Source organism: Bradyrhizobium sp. USDA3516, assembly GCF_057651995.1.
Genome location: NZ_JBYGYN010000004.1, coordinates 270,098 through 289,917 on the forward strand (window position 1 = coordinate 270,098; position 19,820 = coordinate 289,917).

The following is a 19,820-nucleotide window of genomic DNA, read 5'->3' on the forward strand; positions in this document are numbered from 1 at the left end:
AGTTGCCGCTAAGTCGACCAAGTCAAGTCGAGACGAATGCAAGTAAAACACGCGGCGAATTCGATCTATACTTGAATAGAATTCGCGTAAAATTCGATATGACCGCAATTGATTCAAATTTTATCGATTAACGCGGAAACACTGGCGGAAGCGTTGCTTGCGCGCGCCTGCGCTCCCCGCGTTAACCGCTTGCCGCCCGCCGCGGGACATGAAAAAGGCGGCGTCCGCATCGCGGAGGCCGCCTTCGAGCCTGGAAATATGGAGGTTTTCGCCTCCCCGCGCTTTACCGCGCGGTAACGCTCTCTTCGAGTGTCTCCACCGGCTGCTCGTGCATGAACTCCAGCGCGAAGCCGTCCTCGAGGTTTCGGACCACGCGGCCCTGGACCCGGCCGAGCAGAACCGTCGATTTCAGCGGCGGCCGGTTCTCGGCAGCGATGGCCGCGCCCGACAGCGAGAGGTCGATGATACGGCAGGTCATCTTGGTGCCGTCCTCGAGCGTCAGCACCGCGATCGGGTTACGCGGCACGATACGGTCGTGGCGGCGGTCCTCCGGCAGATTGAGGATGTCGCGGTTGGCGAGCCAGGTCAGCTGCGCGGCGAGCTTGTCGCGCTTGCGCGGCGTCGCACCGATGGTCATGGCGAAGCCGTTGTCGATGATCCGGGTGATCTTGCCCTCGACGCGGCCGATATGGTCGAGATAGGCGACCACGCGGTCGCCGACATTGCCGATGCCGGGGGCGAGCAAGGCGAGGCCGCCCGGCGACATGTTGATCACCTGGCAAGGGAATTCCCGGCGATCCGGCAGCATGTAGCGGCCGAGCAGGTGCACCTTCACCCGCTGGAAGCGCCTGCGCTCCTCGGCTGCCGGAAGAAATTTTTTGTTCGCCAACGCCATTTCCAACACCCGACCCCCCGCCCGGGCGGAGTCCTTGCGACCCTAAGGTGCACAGGGTTAATGCCGCGTTAGGATCGGGCGCGCCGGTTGCGGACAGATACGATGCGCTCGAAAAGCCACATCAGGGGTGGGCACGCCAACACCGTCAGTGCGCCGAGGTCGAGCGCGATCGCCGCGGTCCCGGCCGATTTGGCGAGCCGCCCGGCCAGGGCGGGACCGAGCATCATCGCGGCATAGAATAGCGTGTAGAACACGCCCATTCCGATCGCCCTGGTCTCCGGGACAAGCACGCGGGCGGCGAGGCTCATGATCGGGCCGGCGGGATGGCCCCCGATGAGGCCGATCAGAACCAGAATCGTGATCACCCAGTCCGACCGCGGCAGCCACGCCAGCAGCACGGCCACAAGCAGGCTGGCCGTGATCGCCAGGATAAAGGGTCGCTTGAAGCGATCGGCGAGAAAGCCGCCTGCCGGAACAGAAATGACCGACAACCACATCACGATGCTGATCGCCGAGCCTGCCGCGGCGATGCTCCAGCCGCGCTCGGCCAAGAACGTCGGGCCGAACGAGAAGATCATGGCGAAGCCGACATTATAGAGGCCCCAGATCACGCCGGCGACGACCACCGCGAGCAGGGCGAGCGGATCGAGCCGGCTCGAGCCGGCCGCGCTGACGGCAGCTCCGGATGGCGGCTGGTAGAACGTGATCAGCAGAATGCCGATCGCGGTCAGTGCGCCCACGGACAGAAAGACGGCGCCCGCACCATGGGCGGTGCCAATCGCCGGCAGCACCAGCAGCGAGATCGCGACCCCGGCCGGCCAGGAATTGACGAAGATCGCCATCGCGGTGGCGATCTCCTTTCCGGCGAACCAGTCGGCGGCCATCTTGGTAAGCTGCACCGTCAGCAGCACGCCGCCGGCGCCGGAGGCGAGGCGGCCCGCCATCTGCCAGCCCCAGATCTCGGTGGTGGCCATGACGAGGCTGCCTGCCGTCATCAGCAGCAGCGCGGCGATGGTGGTCGGCTTGTCGCCGAGCGTGCGGCCGATCGCACCGCCCGGCAGCGCCAGCACGACGCCCGGCGTGAAATACAGCCCGATCAGGATGCCGATATCGGCAAGGCCGACGCCGAAGGTCTGCTGCAGCAGCGGCGCGACCGCCGCAACGCTCTGGAACTGGAACGCGATGGTGAGGCGAACGACGAACAGGATCGCAAGAATGCCCCAGCGATTGCGCAATGACTTATCTCCCAAAAGCTTCAAGCGTGCGGTGGGGGAGGGGCGGAAGTCAATCGGCTTTGTCGCAATGCTGTGTCCTCACGCCCCCTTCGACGCGCGCCGATACAACAAGCACAGCAGCGCCAGCAGCGCTGCGGCCGAGAGCCCGAGCGACCAGTGGATGCCGATCGCCGCGCCCGCGACCCCGATGGTGATGCCGCTGAAGGCGCGCATGCCGAGCCCGGCCATGTTGTAGAGGCCGACGACGCGGCCGCGGATGTCGTGCGGCGCGTTCAGCTGCACCAGCGCCTGCGCCATGGTGTTGAAGGAGAGCTCGAAGAAGCCCGCGAAGAACAACAGCGCGATCGCGACCGGATAGACCGGCACCAGGGCGAAGCCGAGCAGGGCCACGCTCCACAGCATCGCCAGGGCGATCGCGGTGCGCGGCGTGCCCTTGAGCCGCCCCCAGGATTCCAGCGCGATTGCGGCGAGCACTGCGCCGGCCGCATCGGCCGCGAGCAGCACGCTGTAGGAGACGCCGGGATCGCCGTGGCCGAGATCGCCGGCATAGCCCGGCATCTGGGCGTGATAGGCGTTGCCGATCATGAAAGAGGTGAGTCCGGCGAGCCAAGTCATCGCCGACAGCACCGGCTGGGTGCCGATCGCGCGGATGGTCAGCACGATGTCGGCAAGGCCGCGCACGGCAAAGCGCCGTACGGCCGTGGCCTTGTCGCGCACCGGCGCCCAGAACAGCCACAGCAGCATCGGCAGATAGAACAGCGTGTTGAAGATGATGCCGTGCGAGGGACCGAGCGTCAGCATGATGATGCCGCCGACCGCAGGGCCGACCAGGATGCCGAGATAGCGCGCCATCGCGTTCAGCCGCACCGCGCTCGGCAAATCGGCCGGGCCGACGAGGTCGTAGAGCAAGAGCTGGTTCGGCGTCTGCCAGAGCACGCCGGCGCAGCCATGGATCACCAGGAGCAGCATCGCGTGCCACATCTGGATCGTGTCGGTCAGGAAGAAGAAGCCCCAGCCGGCGGAGGCGACGATGAACAGCAACATGCCGCACTGGATGATGCGGCGCGGATCGAACCGGTCGGCGAGGCCACCGACCGCGACCGAGAACAAGAGGAACGGCAGCCAGTGCGACAGCACGGCAAACCCGCCCAGCGTCGGCGAATGGAATTTCTGGAACACCACCCAATAGCTGATCACATGCTCGATATTGTCCGCCATCATCGCCAGCACGTAGGAGGCGAACTGGAGACGGTAGGGCACGGACCTCATCGCCGCAAACGATCCGGATGCGGCGACGGGATTTTGGGGAAGGGGATTCACGGGATGACCTGAGGTGAGACTCGTGGCGAGTTACACGCTCGGCGGCCGGCGCTCAAGACAATTGGGTGTTGTGGAACAGCAGCCATGCATGCTTGCCACGAGGCCCCGTGATCTCAGGTGCAAGCGTTGCGAGTTCCGGCCCGCTATCGTCGAGCCGCGGCAGCGACGCAATCCAGCCTGCCCCTGCGGAGCGATTCTGGATTGCTTCGTCGCTAGAGCTCCTCGCAATGACGGCGCCCATAGTGCATCGGCCTCCTCATCGCGATCATCAGGCAGCATCGGCGACCCCATCGCGCAGCTTCGCATCGGTCAGCCGCCGCAAGCCGGGCCGCTCCGGCAGGTTATGCTGCGTCCTGACATTCCAGACCAACCCGATCGCTTCGAGTGATCGGATCAGCCACCAGCCGGGATCGGCCTGTCCCGGCAACAGTCCGAGCTTCGCCGAGCCCGGATAGGCGTGATGGTTGTTGTGCCAGTTCTCGCCCATGCTGATCAGCGCGGCGAGGCGGACATTGTAGCCTTGGGCCGCGACGCCATCGACGACCCAGGTCTGGTCGCCGCTTGTGTGGGAGAAGTGGCCGACCAGCCAGTGGCCGGTCACGCAGACGCTGACGCGCACGCAAATGCCCCAGACCAGCCAGTCCAGTCCGCCGATTGAAAGGAAGAGGAGGGCCCACGGCAATTGCTGCAACATCCAGGTGCGTTCGATGAAAGCGTAGAACCGGTCACCGGCAAGGCGCGGTTCGAGCCGAAAATCCGGCGGATGGCGCAGCACCAGCCGGCAATGCAATTGCCACCAGGCATCGCGCCAGAACCCGGCGCCGTGGCGGGAGTACTCATGGCACGCGGGCTGCCGCTGCGCCCAGTCGCGGAAATCGTGCAGGCGGATCATGCCGAACGGCCCGGCCATGCCGACGAGCGTGCCGAGATAGACGAAGAGATGTTCGAGCCAGAGTGGGCAGTCGTAGCTCGCATGGATCAGCTTGCGGTGCATGCCGACGGAGTGTCCTGCGCAGAGCGTGACGGCGCTGGTCGCGAGGAAGAGTGCGAATGCCGACCAGGAGAAGGTGATCGGACCGAGCGCGATGGCCGCTGCCGTCAGGCCCGCCAGCCACAGCGATTTCGCCGGCGCCCATTGCACGGTGCCACCCAGCGGATCGGTGTCAGGCGTGACGACAATTCGTTCCGAGCCCGGTCGCAAATCCATGGTCTGATCCCGGCAGAGTTCCGAAGCAGGCGATGCTGGCGCATATGCAACCTGCGGATACAACTGCGGCGTGTCAACGGGGCGTTGCTATTTGCAACGTCGCTCGGCTGTCATAGGCTGATTGCGGCCCGCATCATCAAAACACAACGAGCGGTCCGCGAGGACACCATGGAGCAAATCCGCGTCTGCACCCACGCTGGTCCTGGCTCGGAGCCCGTGATCCGCACTGTGCCGTGGCCGAAGGTCGGCCGGAAGGCGGCGCTGATCAAGGTCGGCGCCTGCGGGGTTTGCGGCACCGACCTGCACATCCTGAAAGGTCATTGGCCGAAGCCGCTGCCCTGGCCGTTCACGCTGGGACACGAGCTCGGCGGCGTCATCGTCGAATGCGGCGACGAGTTCACCGAAGATTTCATGAGCAAGCCGCTTCAAGTCGGCTCGAAGGTGATGATCCCGCCCCTGATGCCGTGCGGCCGCTGCTATTACTGCATCCATTATCCGCAAACCGCGAACAAATGCCTGACGCCGGTCTATTACGGCCGCTATCTCGGCTTCGACAAGGCGCCGCATTTGTGGGGCGGCTGGGCCGAATATGTCTATGTCGATCTCGACATGCTGCCGGGCACCAAGATCTACAAATTGCCCGACGACATGTCGCTGCGCCTGGGCGCGCTGTCGGAGCCGCTGACGTCCTGCATCCGGGCCTTCAATCGCGCGACCCGCGCCGGTGGTTTTTCCTGGGGCGACACGGTGGTGATCCAGGGCTCCGGCCCGATCGGCATTCTGGCGGTCGCGGCCGCCAGGGAGATGGGGGCAGGGCGCGTGATCTGCGTCGGCGCGCCGGAGGAGCCGCGGCTCAAGCTGGCGCGCGAGTTCGGCGCGGAGGCGACCGTCAACATCGAGGAGCTGAAGTCACCCGAGGCGCGCATCGATCGCGTGCGAAAGATCGTCGGCGGCTTCGGCGCTGATCTCGTGATGGACTGCTCGGGGCATCCGACCGCCGGCCCCGAAGGCATCGAGATGCTGCGTGACGGCGGCACCTATGTCGAGATGGGCCAGTTCACTGACGCCGGCTCGATCGACACCTCCTGGCACCGCATCTGCATCAAGGACCTCAACGTGCTGGGATCCTGGGGCTTCACTGGCAATGACCTCCCGCTCGGCGTCGACATGCTCTACCGCACGCGTGACAAATATCCGTGGGCGAAGATGCAGACGATCTACCCGTTCACGGAAGCGGGCGTCGCGCAGGCGGTGCAGGACGCGATGGCGATGAAGACGGTGAAGTCGACCATCGTGCCGTGGCCGGACCTGGTGGCGTGAGTGAAATCAAGTTCACGGAACTTCGAGAACGTGGGCGGCTCCGAAGATTCGACTAATATTCTGAACTTTTGCCTTGTCGCGACTGCCTAGGTCCACTACCGCGAGTCGTTCTCTGGGTCTTGAACAGCAAACGTAAAAGAGATTTCGGCTTCTCTTCCAGCGCTCAGCCTTATCCTGCAGGTCCTCCATGCTAAGATATTTGTCAAACGAGTATTGTGTCCATCTGGCTCCCTTATCGTCGAGTACTACGATCACTTCGTCAAATTCGGCGCCTTTGACGCCATGCTTTGTAGCAAATGGTGTGTGGTTCAGGAAAAAGTGCACGAAAGATGCGATCTGCGCGTAAGGCAAGCAGAATAGCTCGGTGTAGAATTTTGAATCTCGAACCTCCCGCTCAGCATCCTTTTCGTCCATTTTGGAGGTATCCCGCTTAGGCGTTGTCAGCCTAGTCTCAAGATCTTCCAGCATTGTTAAAAGCTTTGAACTTTGGAGATGGGTAAGAACCTCCTTCACGGTCGCAGTCTCGCGAAGCTCAATTAGTTTGTCTAGCGCACGACGGGCAACTTGTTTGTCTGCGTTCGACCTGAGTTGAAATCCATTGTTCTTAAGTAAGGTGACAGTCAGCCCTTGGTTGGCTGAGCGCCAAGCGGACGCGAGGGCTTCTACCTTATCCATAAAGAAGGAAATGGTTCGATCCTCTCCTCCAAGAAAGTCTTCCCTGAAGTATCCGCCTCTGTCCCCGTAAACCTGGATCAAATCTCCATAACCGCCCCTCTTGGCAATCAATCGGTGCGTCAGGAATAATTGCTTCGTCCGGCTCGCTGTTATCGCCCAGCCGCGGCTGTCCTTGAGAAAAGTTTGGGCTGATTCTAGTCCTGCTTCATCTTGAGCGAATAAGTAGAGGGCTTCCCCCTGCGGATTGTCTGCAGCTGGCACCTGCTGAATATCATCGCGGATTCGGTTGAGGACGTTTATTACTGCAATAGGACAACGTCGGTTGTCGGGCTTGATGATAGGCTCTAGCAATTCTTGAAGTTCTGGGGGGAGTTCGCCAATTCCAGGATTCGATGTGCTCGAGTAGATGCTCTGCAGCTTGTCCCCGAACAGGCCGACCACAAAGCGGTCCTTCATTCTGGGTAGTATGATGCCCAGCACGATCTCAACAACCGGCTTGCTGGTGTCTTGATATTCGTCGATCAACAGAAATGGAAATCTTGCGACGCAAATTCGAGCGAGCATCGGGTTGTCTTTAAACATGATCTGAGCGACCTGCAGAAGGTCATCGTGGTACAGTCGCCCCTTTAGCAGATTTGTCCCAAGATCAGCATAAGTTACGGACGCGTCCTGTAGGGCAGCTTCGAGCAACGCTTGATCCACCTTCCGGCGGCTGCTGTCCTTTAAGGACGCATTGTATTTGCTAACTGCAAACCGCAGTGCTCTTTGGTGGGGAGCAATCAAGTCCCATAAGAAGTCGTGAATCGTGGAAACTCTCACCAAGGGATCATTTTCGATCCTCTCGGCGATCTGATCTTTTGCAACGTTTGTGAACGTGATGCACCCTATTTGCTGTCCTTTTGCCTTTAGCTCATTTCGATGCGACCTCAGTAGGAGCTTGAGGGCCTGAACAAGAGAGTATGTCTTTCCTGCTCCGGCACCAGCATCAAGAAGGAAGCTTTGACGAGCCTCAATGCAGCCCGCGATTTTTGCGTCAGCATCGTTCATCCGCGCTGCTCCGAGAGCCATTTCAGTCCGTTAGAAATGTAAAGTGGCGTTCTCCAGCCGTTGTTCAATATGAGGTCAATCGCGAAGTCGACTTTCGGGAACGATATTGAGTAGGCTGCAGCTTCCAAGTCTCCTGCGGTTGCATAGTTAAATAGATCGCCAGTCCCAAGTAGGGCTTTATTGTTCGCGATCAGCCAGTCGCTATTTGCGTAGCAAAACGCTTCCTCAAAGCTCCGGCCGCAGGGGCGGTTATCAGCTTCGGGTACCTGAAAAACCACGCGAATCGAGCCGTCCGTGCAATCGTCAGGTTGGGCGGCGCGTATGTCCCCGAGTGTAGATTTCCCGGGGAGCCAAGTCTTAAGAGTTGCATTGCTAGTCGAAACACCTTGGCTAACGGGACATTTTTTGCGGCTTGAATCGATCGAATCTAGGTCGGTGATCACTAGTGCCGGGATGTCTAAGAACTGCAGAAACTCGCGAAAAATGTGGGCATACGCTCCGCCAACTTCGACAACGGACAGATACGCTTGGGTGAGGTCTATCCCGGCTTTCTCGGCAAGCAGCAGCATTGGAGGTAAGAGCAGGCGTTCAACAGCGCCTTCGATCAAAATGGCCTTGTCGCAAAAGAAGAGATCGCATCGAGTTATCGTCAGATACTGCGCGACGAAGTCATATGCCTTCTTTTGATCTTCGTTCGATCGCGAATCTTTAAAGGTCATAAGATCCTTGACTGTGGCACGGGATCTTTTTCTGCGGAAATATCGGACTGGGGTGAGCCCTGAAGTGGCAGCAATGTGAGAGGAGTGCGTCGTAATTATCAGCTGCGCTCCGCCGGGTGTACCCGCCTCCAGAAAAGACTGTGCTTTGTTGAGAAAGACAGTCTGCATCTGAGGATGAAGGTGTGCTTCAGGTTCCTCGACGACAACGAGGTGGACGCGTGGGCGTGGTCCGTCCAAACTCTGAGCTTCGTCCCGGAATGCTTTTAGTTGCAATACCATATAGATGAGATTTTTGAATCCAAGGCCATTATATCGTTCTGGAAGCTCGTAAGGAACTGCCTGAGCCTCTCCTATCGGTTCAAGCTCGGCCGCGTAGAAGACGCGCGTGTTGTCCTTGAATATCGCACTAGCGGATAATTCCGCGCGGATGCTCAGATCGGGCGTCTCCGGGTATCCAAATGTTTGCAGAGCTTGCTTCAGTTCAGCGAAGGCTGCCCCATACTTGATAGTCAGTTCCTCGGCCTGCTCTCGGACGGCAGTCTCTAATTCCTCATAGCTGTCGGGCTGAGTAGACTTGTATCGGTGTTCGTAGTGGATATTGAGCAGGCGGGAGAGCTTCGTCGCTTGTCGGGTTCCTTCTTGATCTTCCATGTGCCGTTGCGCAGGAAGAAAGTCTACGCGAATCAATCTTTCGATCAGTGACGCTACTTTGTCGGAGGGGATCGATTGAACCGCGCCGTCTTTGGCGACCTTGAAGTATCGAAATTCATAGTATTGAGCGAGCTTTGTAGCCAAAAAATCGCGCAAATCCCTTTTGGGATTCTTCTCGTGAAAAGCCTTGAAGGCGACGGCTAGCTCGTCGGTATTGATCGATTGCAGCTCTATTCTAAACCGAACTTCAGTCGAGGTCTCGTCGAGGTCCATCAGGAGCGAGTCAGCGACGACAAGATCTTCAGCGGAATCATCGTACGCGAAATTCAGGTCAAGCTGTAGTGATGGTAGGGGAGGTAGAGAAGATATGCCCGTCTGCTCTGAAAGTGCTGCCTTGTGAAAGGCAGTGAACGCCGGTTGAGTGCGGATTGAGAAGTCGCTGATCGCGAAGGATCTTATGTTGCCGCTCAGAAAGGCTGCGACAGATTCGACGAACGATGTCTTTCCGCTATTGTTGGGGCCGACCAAAATGGTGGCTTTAGTACCAGTTTCAAGGTGAATTTCAGCGTTGTCGATTAGTCTATAATTTCTCAAGCAAATGGTTCGGAGCTTCATTTTTTAGGTCGCGCGGTGGTTGAAGGGTGAAATATGCTGATTCAACCAGAGGGCGTTATCGAGTGCAAGTCGACTTAGGTCCTGTTCTTCGCCGAAGATTAAGTACGTATATGGTTGCACCGCAAAATCATGTGCTGTTCGGCAGCCAGCAGCATGCGTTGGAGCTGTCGTTTTGCGATGATACGAGGATGAGGGGTACTATGATGGGTGATCAAGCAGGCGAACGAGCTCAACACGCCCGCTCGCCCTTCCACGCCATCCGCGCAATCGACTACACCGTCATCTTCGTGCGCGACATGGCGGCGATGCGCCGCTTCTACGAAGACATCCTCGCCCTTCCACTCTCGCGCGAGCTGTCGCCGAACTGGATCGAGTACGGCCTCGGCAGCAACACGCTGGCGCTGGCAAGGCCGAGCCGCACCGCCGGCGATCCACCGACGCCGCCGGGCAGCGCCTCGCTGCAGCTGGCCTTCAAGGTGTCGGCAAGCGAGGTCGATGCCTGCGCCGACGAGCTCCTGCGCCAGGGCGTGCCGGTCCTGTCGCCGCCGACGGACCAGGCCTTTGGTCATCGCACGCTGTTCTTCCGCGATCCCGACGGCAACCTGCTGGAGATCTACGCGGAGATCTGAGGTGCCCGCACGGTACGAACGCCGAAATCCGCTGCAACCTCGGCGCGGCACTCTCCGCCAAGCCATGCATCAAGGCGCTGGTGATTTCGGGCCTGTTGGCGTAAAGAGCGGCCAGATCAAATCCAGCGTGCGGCCGGGCCGTTGCCGCGCACGCAGCTTTGGGCGCCTCGGCTCGCTGTGCCGCGCCTGAATTAACCAAGGTTTCCCATCTCGTGTCTCTTCCGGCCCTGACCCCGCCGCTCGCCCGCGCTTTGGCCGAGCGGAACTATGATTCACTGACGCCCGTCCAGCTCGCGGTGCTCGCCCACGAAGCTACTGGCCGCGACCTCCTGGTCTCGGCGCAGACCGGCTCCGGCAAGACCGTCGCTTATGGGCTGGCGATCGCCAAAAATCTGCTCGATGACGCCGAGCGGTTCGGGCAGGCGGCCGCGCCGCTCGCCCTGATCGTGGCGCCGACCCGCGAGCTCGCGCTCCAGGTGCAGCGCGAGCTTGCCTGGCTCTATGGGCATGCCGGCGGGCGCGTCGTCTCCTGTGTCGGCGGCATGGATCCCAGGCGCGAGCAGCGCGAGCTCGCCGCCGGCGCGCACATCGTCGTCGGCACGCCCGGGCGGCTCTGCGATCATCTGCGGCGCGGCCGTCTGGACATTTCGGAATTGAAAGCGGTCGTTCTCGACGAGGCCGACGAGATGCTCAATCTCGGCTTTCGCGAGGACATGGAATTCATCCTCGAGACCACGCCGGAGACGCGCCGCACGCTGATGTTCTCGGCGACGTTCCCGCGCGGCATCGTGGCGCTGGCCAAGCAGTATCAGCGGCAGGCGTTGCGGATCGAGGTTGCCGGCGACGAGGGCGGCCACGCCGATATCGAATACCGCGCGATCCGCATCGCGCCGGCCGACGTCGAGCATGCCGTCGTCAACGTGCTGCGGTTCTACGAGGCGCCGAGCGCGCTGGTGTTCTGCAGCACGCGCGATGCCGTCCGGCATTTGCAGGCCGCGCTCCTGGAGCGCGGCTTTTCGGTCGTTGCGCTGTCGGGTGAATTGACGCAGAACGAACGCACCCTGGCGCTGCAATCGCTGCGGGACGGACGCGCCCGCGTTTGCGTCGCGACCGACGTCGCCGCCCGCGGCATCGACCTGCCGAGCCTCGACCTCGTCATTCAGGCCGACCTGCCCAACGACGCCGAGGTGATGCAGCATCGCTCGGGCCGCACCGGGCGCGCGGGGCGAAAGGGGACGAGCGTCCTGCTGGTGCCGCCCGCACGTCGGCGGCGCGCGGAGCTGCTGCTCAATCTCGCAGGTGTCGACGCGGTCTGGGGCACGGCACCGCAGGCGGACGAGATCCGCAAGCTCGATCACGCTCGCATGAAGGACGTGTTGTTCACCGAGGAGACGACGGCGGACGATCTGGCGCTGGCCCAGGCGCTGCTGGCCGAGCGATCGGCCGAGGATATCGCCGCGGCACTGGCACGGCTTTACCGTGCGCGGCTGCCGTCGCCCGAGGACATCATCGATCCCGGCGAGCGAAGCGGCAAGCCGGAACGCGGGCGTGATAGATCCGGAGAGGGCGATGACCGCGCCAAGCCGCGGTCGAAGGCTGGGAAATCCTCGAAGCACGGCATGGCGGAGGGCAGCGTCTGGTTCCGCGCCGCCATCGGGCGCCGTAAGAACGCGGAAGCACGCTGGCTGCTGCCGATGATCTGCCGCCGCGGCGGCATCGACAAGCGCGACATCGGCGCCATCAAGATCATGGACACCACCACCGAGTTCGAGATCTCGCAGCGGGTCGCCGAATCCTTTGCGGCGAAGATCAAGCGTCCGGACAAGGAAGACAGCATCCGGATCGAGCCGATGGCGGACGCGCCGCACCGGCAGGAAGCTCCTCAGGAGCGCTCCCGCGCGCCGCAGCGGGAGGCCGGCGGGCATCACGAACGGCGCGAGGATCGCCCGCGCGAGGCAGCTGGATTCAAGCCACGCAGCAAGCCTCACGCCGACCGCGCGCCGAAATTCGGCGATGCGCCTTCGTTTGGAAAGAAGAAGCACAAGAACAGGCCCGGCCACGCAGAGCCGTCGGTCACGCCATGGCCTGCGAAGGGCGCGCCGGGAAAAAAGGCGAAGAAGAAGCATCGCGGTTGAATGCCCCTCGGGGGGACCCGAACGGCGCGTGGGCGAGGTTACGGCCCGGCGAGGTCGCGCCGCATGTACGTCGCGCCTTCGCCATAGGATGCGAGCTTTGCCCGTAGTTCCGTCTCCGCCGTGACGGCTCGAAAGCCGAGGCGCTCCCACAGCGGCCGCGTCGCGTAGACCGAGACCAATGCGAGCGTTGCGATGCCTGCGGCACGCGCCAGCTCCTCGATATCGGCGATATAGACGCGCAGAACGCCGCCGCGAAAATCCGGCAAGACGGCGACGTCGTGGACATAGAGGCAATCCGCATCGTCAGGCAATCGTGCGAGCAAGGCATCGAGCGGCGGAATCCGGTGCTGCTTCCAGGGATGTGCGAGCCCGTAGCCGGCAATCCCGTCGCCGGCGATCAGCACGCGGCATCCGCCGGGATAGAGCCGCATCTTCTCGGCGAACACCTCGGGTCCTTCAGGAAGGTCGGGATGTATCCGCGCCGCGATGTCGCTGATCGCGGGCAGGTCGGATGCGTGTGCGGGACGCCAATGCGGCTTGCTCATGTCTCTTTGTCGGTCCGTCTCGGTCGGTCCAGTTTATTCCGCTGTGCCGGCGCGCGCAGCGAAAAATATCTTTGCCGCCATCCCAGGAATACCTGGCCGTACGCGGCGTCCTATCCATGCAAGCCAATTGCATGACAGGAGATACCATGACGTCCTCGATCCGCCTCGCGCTCACGCTGGCCATATCTCTCGCGATCGTGCCCGCCGCCTTCGCCGCACCGCCGACCAAGACGGGCAAAACCGACAAGGGCAACGTGCTCACCGATGCCAAGGGCATGACGCTCTACACCTTCGACAAGGATGCCGACGGCAAGTCGGCGTGCAACGGTCCATGTGCGACGAACTGGCCGGTGCTGAAGGCCGAGGCGAGCGATGTGGCCGGCGACGGCTATACCATCATCACGCGCGACGACGGCTCGAAGCAATGGGCCTACAAGGGCAAGCCGCTCTACACCTTCGCCAAGGACCAGAAGCCCGGCGACGTCACCGGCGACGGCTTCTTGAACGGCGCTTGGCATCGGGCGATGCCGTAACGGCGCTCCCGCTTCATCTCGGATATTCGAGCTGCATCGCGACGAAGTCGGCCGTGCGCTGTCCGTAGCGCGCCTCGATGTCGTGCAACGTCTGGTCCAGCGCCCGCGCCGGCGGCAGATCGGCCACGGCCGGCGGCGTCTGCTTTGCCGGCCAATCGCTTGCGACCTTGTCCGGCAGGATGCGAAGACCGCCGCGGCTCGCCTGCGCCTCGGCCGTGGCGGCAAAGGTGAGAGCGCGCGAGCGGTAGGTGCGCGACCAGGCATCGGCGATCAAGGCGAGCGAGACCTCGTCGACATCGGGCGTCAACGCGATGCCGAGCTGCTCGCGCTTCCAGAATGCGAGCGTGTTTGCGATCGCGGTCAGCGCGAAGGGGCGTGTGAACTGGAACGCCTCGCTGCGGTGGCGTGCATCCCATCGCGCAAGGCCGATGTCGCTGGCGACCGCCTCGGCCTTGGCGCGACCGGCGATCGCCTCGATCAAGGTCAGGGCCATCGGCATCGACGCGGTGATGCCGGTCGTCGTCGCAACCCCGCGGTCGACCACCAGCCTGCGGTTCGCGACATAGCGGATCGCGGCATGCTTTTGCAGATCGCGCACCGAATACCAGTGCGTGGTGGCTTGCCGGCCGTCGAGCAGCCCGGTGTTGGCGACGACCTTGGCGCCGACGCAGACACCGATGACGATCGCGCCCTTGCCGGCCTGCCTTCTGATCCACTTCAAGGCCGTGGCATCGTCTTCGGGGCTCATCGCGGGCACGATGACGTAATCGGCGCCGTCCGGATGCGCGGCGTCGAACTCGGCGATGGTCGCGTGCGGCTGCACTCTCAGCGCGGGATAGAGCGCGACGGGACCAGGCTGCGTCGCCAAGGTCTGGACGTCGGCGACATCGGCGCGCGCGAGGATACCGTATGGCATCAGATAGTCCGTCGTCTCGGTCATGTCGTTGATGCCGACGATGGCGATCAGGGGACGTTTGCGTTTGGGCGGCTTCAGCGCTGCAAGCGTCGCCTCGGTCTCGTCTTTGGATATCACGGGCGCGGTTCCCCGAGCCGGCGAGCCCGGCAGCAGCAACAGCCAGGTTCCGCCGATCGCGGCCAGCAATGCCAGGCAACCGACGCCGCTCAACGCCAGAATGCGCCACGTCATGATGATGTCAGCCGATCCTCGTTGCTTCGCGAGGCGCAAGCTAACGCTTGGCAACGGCATCAGGAATGACGCAGATCCGGCAAAAACGGCCATCTGCGTCCGCGTTGATCGTCGCGCTGCGGCCTCCCGTTTCGCGCGATGCCGCGCGTTGGGCGGAGATTATCGCAGCCCCTCATACACCATCAGCCCGCGCGCGATCTGCAATTTGCGGATGGCGCGCGGCAGCAATTTTTCCGGCTGGTGCAGGTAGCGCCACGAGGTGAGGGTGAAGGCGGAGAGCGTGCCGCATTCGTCGTCGAATGGCGCGAGCACGCCGGTGACGCTCACCGGCGTATGCGGGCGGGCGTTGAAGGGCAGCAGCAGAAGCTCCAGATGCGCCTTGCTGCCGTCCTCGCGCGCCGCGGTGAGGCCGGCGATCGCGCCCAGCGTCTCGTCGGCGACGATGGTGGTGATCTCCTCGATCTCGCTGCGGCTTGCTGCTGTGAACAGCGCCGCAAAGCTCTGGTCCTTGAGGTCTGTTCCTGCGAGCGCGCAGACGCGCGTGCCGGCGACGCGGAACGGGAAGCCCAGGTTTGGTTCGCAGGACAGCACGAAGATGTCGCCGAGCAGGCCGCGGACCGCAGCCGGGTCGATGTCGGCCCGGTCGGGGGCCCGCGCAGTGCCGCGCTTCTTGTCCCAATACGCGAAGAACGCGCGGCTCGACGGATGTTTCATGACTGAACGCTCGCCCCGGGGTGCACCCTCGAAGGGACAGACCTGTCCCGCTTCAGTGCACCCGCGATCCCTACTGTTGTTGTGCAGGAGGGGATTTGCAGCGTCCATGCCGCGGGCGCGCTTTCAGCCGTCTCGGGCCGGCCTTTGCGTCGTTAACGTTAAATTAACTATGGGCTTCGTGCCGGCCGCGCGCCTGCTATGGTGGCCGCGGTCGCAAGCCTCGCCGCTTTTCTCCAGGTTCTCGGCGGGGCCTGTACAGGGCGTCAAACAGTTTGGTCACGGGCCGCGGGGAGGGGTGGGGATACGCCTTATCTCTCCGGTTACCGGAAGACCGACACGGACAGGCAGGGCTTTCCCAGGGCCCTGCCTTTTCCTTTTGTGCACTTGCGCAGGGACGGCAAAGGCGACTATCTCCAAGCCTGTCGCCCCGATGTCGCCCGAAAGCGAAGCTGCCTTGGATTCCCCGCAAGATTCGTCGCCGCAAGGTCCTCAGCCGGGCCCGCCGGCCGCCGTGGAGGCTCCGCGCGAGCCGATCCTGACGCTGCCTCCGGCGCTGACCGCCTATATCATGCTGCTGGCGGCGATCCATCTGCGGGTGCTGTTGCCGCCGGAGCTCGAGAACTGGACTATCGACGTGTTCGGCTTCATCCCGAAGCGCTATGATTCCTCGCTGCTCAATCTGCAGATCCCGGGCGGGACGGGGGCGAAGGTCTGGACCTTCGTCACCTATTCGCTGCTGCACGCCAATCTCACCCATCTCGGCTTCAACGTGCTGTGGCTGCTGCCGTTCGGCAGCGCGCTGGCGCGGCGTTTCGGCACCGTCAGGTTCTTCGTCTTCCTGGCGGTGACGGCGGCGGCCGGTGCGCTCGCCCATCTCATCACCCATGAGCATGCGGTGGCGCCGATGATCGGCGCCTCAGCCTCGGTGTCGGGCGCGATGGCAGCCGCAATCCGTTTTGCCTTCGTCCGCGGCAGCTTCCTGTCGTTCAGCCGGTCGGATGCCGATACCGCCGCGAAAGTTCCGGCGCTGCCGTTGTCGCGCGCGCTGCGCGACGGGCGGGTGGTCGGCTTCCTCGCCGTGTGGTTCGGCGTCAACATCATCTTCGGCGTGGGCGCGATCGGGGTCGATGCCGAAACCACGAGCGTGGCCTGGCAGGCGCATATCGGCGGCTTCTTCGCCGGCCTGTTGTTGTTCGCGCTGTTCGATCCCGTGCCGCGCGTGCGAAGCGATGCTGCGGATGCGTCATCACGGGACGTTTCAGACCGCATTTGAAGCGGCGCTTGCGAGGCGGCCCGAATTCATCCATCATTCCCGCGGAGAATGTTCCGAAGCGGCACGTCTTTAGCGACGATGCTTCGCAAAGCGCACGAGCGTGCAACCGGCGCTGTAACTGTTAGTTGAAGACCCGCGAACAAGTCCGGACCGCCAAAGGCGGACGGCTCCGATTCAGGGAGGCGACAATGACGGTACGTTCCATTCTGAACACCAAGGGCCACCAGATCATGAGCGTCGAGCCCGACGCCAAGCTGGCGGACGCAATCAAGCTGCTGGCCGAGAAAAAGATCGGCGCGGTGCTGGTGATGAACCAGAGCCGGCTCGAGGGCATCCTGTCGGAGCGCGACATTGTGCGCGTGCTCGGCGAGCGCGGCGCCGGCGTGCTGGAGGCGCCGGTCTCGGAGGTGATGACCCGTAAGGTCGTGACCTGCAAGGAGACCGACACCGTAGCCGAGCTCATGGAGATGATGACGACCGGCAAGTTCCGTCATCTGCCCGTCATCGACAACGGCAAGGTGGTCGGCCTGATCTCGATCGGCGACATCGTCAAGCGCCGCGTCCAGGAATACGAGACCGAGCAGGAAGCCCTGCGCGACTACATCAAGACCGCCTGATCAGGCCAGGTCTCCCGCTTTCGACTCGTCCGCTTTCGGCGCGGTGCCCGCCGGCGCCGGCGCCAGCACGTGGATCGCCTCCTGGATGGACTCCAGTGCACGCTCGGCGGCGCGCGTGCCATGTGCGATCAGGTCCTCGGAGCGGTGGAAGTCGAACCAGCCGAACTGGCCGACCCGCGGCGTGATCAGCATGTCGGGCGGATCGCCGGCGAGACGGGCGCGGGTGATGCGGTCCTGCATGATGTTGAAGGCATCCACCATCACCGAGGAGATGCCGGGCCGGCCGTTGCCGCCGAAGAACTCGCGCTTCATCGTCTTCTCGGGCGAGAACAGGCGCGGGAAGCGCCGCTTCGCAGTCGGCTCCTCGGCCACCGGTACGACCGGGGCGGGCTCTGCGCCGTGCGAATAGATCGTGGTGGAATGGGTGAAGATGTCGCTGGAAAGATTTGCGGCGATGACGATTTCGGCACCGAGCGCGCGGGCGGCCGAGACCGGCACCGGGTTCACCAGCGCGCCGTCGACCAGCCAGCGGTCGCCGATCAGCACGGGCGCGAAGATGCCGGGCAGGGCGTAGGACGCGCGCATGGCGTCGACCACGCGGCCGCGCGTCAGCCAGATCTCGTGGCCGGTGCGAACCTCGGTCGCGACGCTCGCGAACTTGATGGGCAGGTCCTCGATCAGGATCTGCCCGATTGCCTCCTCGAGCCGGGTGGCGAGCTTCTCGCCGCCGAGCAGGCCGGAGCCGTTGAGACGGATATCGAGATAGCCGAGGATGTTGCGCATCCCTTGCAGGCTGCGCCCCCATTCCTCGAACGTATCGAGCCGGCCGGCCGCATGGAGGCCGCCGACCACGGCTCCGATGGACGTGCCGACCACGACATCGGGCACGATCCCATTGGCAATCAGAGTCCTCAGGATTCCGATATGGGCAAAGCCGCGCGCCGCGCCGCCGCCGAGGGCTAGGCCGATGACCGGCCGGCGGATGCTGCCCAAGCCGACTTTCTCGCCGTTCGAGCCCCGGCCTTTCAATCTGTCCAGCACCAAAACTCTCCTACGCCCGGCCAGCCCGCAATCGCCAGACTAGGCACCGTACTTGCCCGCCGCCATATCAGGCGTGAAGCATGGTTTATGCCGCTTTGGAAAGGGCACGGGGCAGGAATATGGCGAGGGGCCGTTGCCGCAGGGCTAATCACGCAGCCGTCAAGCCGGTTCCAGCGAAGTGCGGGGCCGTATTTCCTGGGGTTTCAGAGGCTTGAATTTGCCGCGTTTTCAGTGAAAAGCAGGAAGCATGACACGCGGGGGTGACGGCATCAGCGGATGGCGGCGCAGCGGCAGGCTGCTGCCGGCGCTGATCCTTGCCGTATGCCTCTTTACGTCCGGCCAAAATTCCGCCCAGGCACAGCTTTTCTCCGATCGTCCGCCGCCGGTCCCGCCGGCTTCGGTGCCCGACCCAGGCAACGCCGTCAGCCTGGCGCCGCCCTCCGGACCTGGCGCGGGACCCCCAAGCCTGCCGCCGACCTTGATGCAGCCGGCGACCCCGAGCATGCCGCCGCCGGCGGTCTCGACCGTGCCGCCGGCCGCCCCGCTGAATGCGGCCGTGCCCGGACAGGGTGTGCTGTCGCTGACGGCGAAATACGGCAAGGACTCGGCGCCGATCACCAGCGGCCTGGTCTGGCGCGTGTTTGCCGACCGGCCCGACGAGAACGGCACCTTCAAGCTGATCCGCGAGGACCGCAGCGGGACGCCGAACATCGTGCTGCCGCCTGGCAATTATGTCGTCCACGTTGCCTTCGGGCTCGTCAGCGCGGTGCGCACCGTCAGCCTGAAGTCCGAGACCAATCGCGAATCCTTCGTGCTGCCGGCCGGCGGCCTGCGCATCGAGGGCCGCGTCGGCACCAGCCGCATTCCGCAGAACCAGATCTCGTTCGCGATCTACAAGGGCAGCCAGTTCGAATCCGGCGAGCGCGCTTCCCTGGTGCCGAACGTCGCCGCCGGCGACGTCGTGCTGATCCCGGAGGGCACCTATTACATCGTCTCCAATTACGGCGATGCCAATTCGGTGGTGCGCTCGGACATCCGCGTCCAGGCCGGCAAGCTCACCGACGTCACCATCACCCACCGCGCCGCCGTCATCACGCTCAAGCTGGTCAGCGACAGGGGTGGCGAGGCGCTCGCCAACACCGCCTGGTCGGTGCTGACCCCGGGTGGCGACGTCATCAAGGAATCGATCGGCGCGTTCCCGCGTGTCGTGCTGTCCGAAGGCGAGTACCGCGCCATCGCCAAGAACGAGGGCAAGGTCTACGAGCGCGGATTCAACGTCGTCAACGGCGTCGATGGCGAAGTCGAAGTCATCGCGCGCTAGGGGCAGCCGGCGGCGAGAGGCTCCGCCACGACGATTCTCATCGCGCGCACGGATGTGCATCTTCTGTTACCGTCACCTTCAGCGGGTTTCTGCCAGGTAACCTCGGGCCCCTCTCTGTGTTCTGTTGTGAACACTGGTAGTGTCATCATTGCAGGGGCGAGGAAACACCGGCGGCATCGGC

The 19,820-nt window shown here is 63.2% G+C and carries 17 protein-coding genes; 7 read left to right on the forward strand and 10 right to left on the reverse strand.

What is annotated here, in order from left to right; translation table 11 throughout:
• Positions 1 to 283: 283 nt before the first annotated feature.
• The 4 genes from AC24YW_RS15540 to AC24YW_RS15555 all read right to left on the reverse strand — a co-directional run bounded on the left by AC24YW_RS15540 (position 284) and on the right by AC24YW_RS15555 (position 4,657).
• On the reverse strand, positions 284 to 895 hold the full coding sequence (locus AC24YW_RS15540; protein WP_025037137.1) for a PilZ domain-containing protein: 612 nt from the start codon (positions 893 to 895) through the stop codon (positions 284 to 286).
• A 68-nt stretch (positions 896 to 963) separates the two neighbouring features.
• Positions 964 to 2,130: an MFS transporter gene (locus AC24YW_RS15545; RefSeq protein ID WP_487483557.1), complete on the reverse strand. Its 1,167-nt coding sequence runs from the start codon at positions 2,128 to 2,130 to the stop codon at positions 964 to 966.
• 78 nt (positions 2,131 to 2,208) lie between these two features.
• Complete coding sequence (locus AC24YW_RS15550; RefSeq protein ID WP_487483558.1) at positions 2,209 to 3,450, reverse strand: MFS transporter; 1,242 nt, start codon at positions 3,448 to 3,450, stop codon at positions 2,209 to 2,211.
• A gap of 268 nt (positions 3,451 to 3,718) precedes the next feature.
• Positions 3,719 to 4,657 carry an acyl-CoA desaturase gene (locus AC24YW_RS15555; RefSeq protein WP_487483559.1) on the reverse strand — a complete coding sequence of 313 codons (939 nt, stop codon included), beginning with the start codon at positions 4,655 to 4,657 and terminating at the stop codon, positions 3,719 to 3,721.
• Between the two features lie 168 nt (positions 4,658 to 4,825).
• On the opposite strand from AC24YW_RS15555, the gene AC24YW_RS15560 reads away from it, so the two are divergent.
• Positions 4,826 to 5,977: a zinc-binding dehydrogenase gene (locus AC24YW_RS15560; protein WP_487483560.1), complete on the forward strand. Its 1,152-nt coding sequence runs from the start codon at positions 4,826 to 4,828 to the stop codon at positions 5,975 to 5,977.
• A 12-nt stretch (positions 5,978 to 5,989) separates the two neighbouring features.
• On the opposite strand, the gene AC24YW_RS15565 is transcribed toward AC24YW_RS15560, so the two are convergent.
• Both AC24YW_RS15565 and AC24YW_RS15570 read right to left on the reverse strand, forming a co-directional pair.
• Positions 5,990 to 7,699 (reverse strand): UvrD-helicase domain-containing protein, encoded by a 1,710-nt coding sequence (locus AC24YW_RS15565; protein ID WP_487483561.1) that lies wholly within the window; start codon positions 7,697 to 7,699, stop codon positions 5,990 to 5,992.
• A complete protein-coding gene (locus AC24YW_RS15570; RefSeq protein ID WP_487483562.1) occupies positions 7,696 to 9,684 on the reverse strand; it encodes an ATP-dependent nuclease in 1,989 nt (662 codons plus the stop codon). The genes AC24YW_RS15565 and AC24YW_RS15570 overlap by 4 nt, the downstream gene beginning before the upstream one ends.
• Before the next feature lie 203 nt (positions 9,685 to 9,887).
• Between AC24YW_RS15570 and AC24YW_RS15575 the strand changes: the two genes are divergently transcribed.
• Positions 9,888 to 10,313, forward strand: a complete 426-nt coding sequence (locus AC24YW_RS15575; RefSeq protein ID WP_487483563.1) for a VOC family protein — start codon at positions 9,888 to 9,890, stop codon at positions 10,311 to 10,313.
• A gap of 212 nt (positions 10,314 to 10,525) precedes the next feature.
• Positions 10,526 to 12,448 carry a DEAD/DEAH box helicase gene (locus tag AC24YW_RS15580; protein WP_487483564.1) on the forward strand — a complete coding sequence of 641 codons (1,923 nt, stop codon included), beginning with the start codon at positions 10,526 to 10,528 and terminating at the stop codon, positions 12,446 to 12,448.
• A 38-nt stretch (positions 12,449 to 12,486) separates the two neighbouring features.
• Here AC24YW_RS15580 and AC24YW_RS15585 read toward each other — a convergent pair whose 3' ends face one another.
• Positions 12,487 to 12,993: a GNAT family N-acetyltransferase gene (locus AC24YW_RS15585; RefSeq protein ID WP_487483565.1), complete on the reverse strand. Its 507-nt coding sequence runs from the start codon at positions 12,991 to 12,993 to the stop codon at positions 12,487 to 12,489.
• 146 nt (positions 12,994 to 13,139) lie between these two features.
• Here AC24YW_RS15585 and AC24YW_RS15590 point away from each other — a divergent pair, with 146 nt between their 5' ends.
• A complete protein-coding gene (locus tag AC24YW_RS15590; protein WP_487483566.1) occupies positions 13,140 to 13,526 on the forward strand; it encodes a COG4315 family predicted lipoprotein in 387 nt (128 codons plus the stop codon).
• 13 nt (positions 13,527 to 13,539) lie between these two features.
• On the opposite strand, the gene AC24YW_RS15595 is transcribed toward AC24YW_RS15590, so the two are convergent.
• Together AC24YW_RS15595 and AC24YW_RS15600 are read right to left on the reverse strand one after the other, a co-directional pair.
• Positions 13,540 to 14,673, reverse strand: coding sequence for a DJ-1/PfpI family protein (locus AC24YW_RS15595; protein ID WP_487483567.1), 1,134 nt, complete (start codon positions 14,671 to 14,673; stop codon positions 13,540 to 13,542).
• A 159-nt stretch (positions 14,674 to 14,832) separates the two neighbouring features.
• Entirely contained in the window at positions 14,833 to 15,387 is a 555-nt protein-coding gene (locus tag AC24YW_RS15600) for a PAS domain-containing protein (RefSeq protein ID WP_487483568.1), read from the reverse strand.
• A 454-nt stretch (positions 15,388 to 15,841) separates the two neighbouring features.
• Here AC24YW_RS15600 and AC24YW_RS15605 point away from each other — a divergent pair, with 454 nt between their 5' ends.
• Both AC24YW_RS15605 and AC24YW_RS15610 read left to right on the forward strand, forming a co-directional pair.
• Positions 15,842 to 16,660: a rhomboid family intramembrane serine protease gene (locus AC24YW_RS15605; RefSeq protein WP_487483569.1), complete on the forward strand. Its 819-nt coding sequence runs from the start codon at positions 15,842 to 15,844 to the stop codon at positions 16,658 to 16,660.
• A gap of 188 nt (positions 16,661 to 16,848) precedes the next feature.
• Complete coding sequence (locus AC24YW_RS15610; RefSeq protein ID WP_487483570.1) at positions 16,849 to 17,277, forward strand: CBS domain-containing protein; 429 nt, start codon at positions 16,849 to 16,851, stop codon at positions 17,275 to 17,277.
• Here the strand turns inward: AC24YW_RS15610 and AC24YW_RS15615 are convergent, their stop codons facing one another.
• Positions 17,278 to 18,318, reverse strand: coding sequence for a patatin-like phospholipase family protein (locus tag AC24YW_RS15615; protein ID WP_487483571.1), 1,041 nt, complete (start codon positions 18,316 to 18,318; stop codon positions 17,278 to 17,280).
• 247 nt (positions 18,319 to 18,565) lie between these two features.
• Between AC24YW_RS15615 and AC24YW_RS15620 the strand changes: the two genes are divergently transcribed.
• Positions 18,566 to 19,639 carry a hypothetical protein gene (locus AC24YW_RS15620; protein ID WP_487483572.1) on the forward strand — a complete coding sequence of 358 codons (1,074 nt, stop codon included), beginning with the start codon at positions 18,566 to 18,568 and terminating at the stop codon, positions 19,637 to 19,639.
• The last annotated feature ends 181 nt before the right edge of the window (positions 19,640 to 19,820 follow it).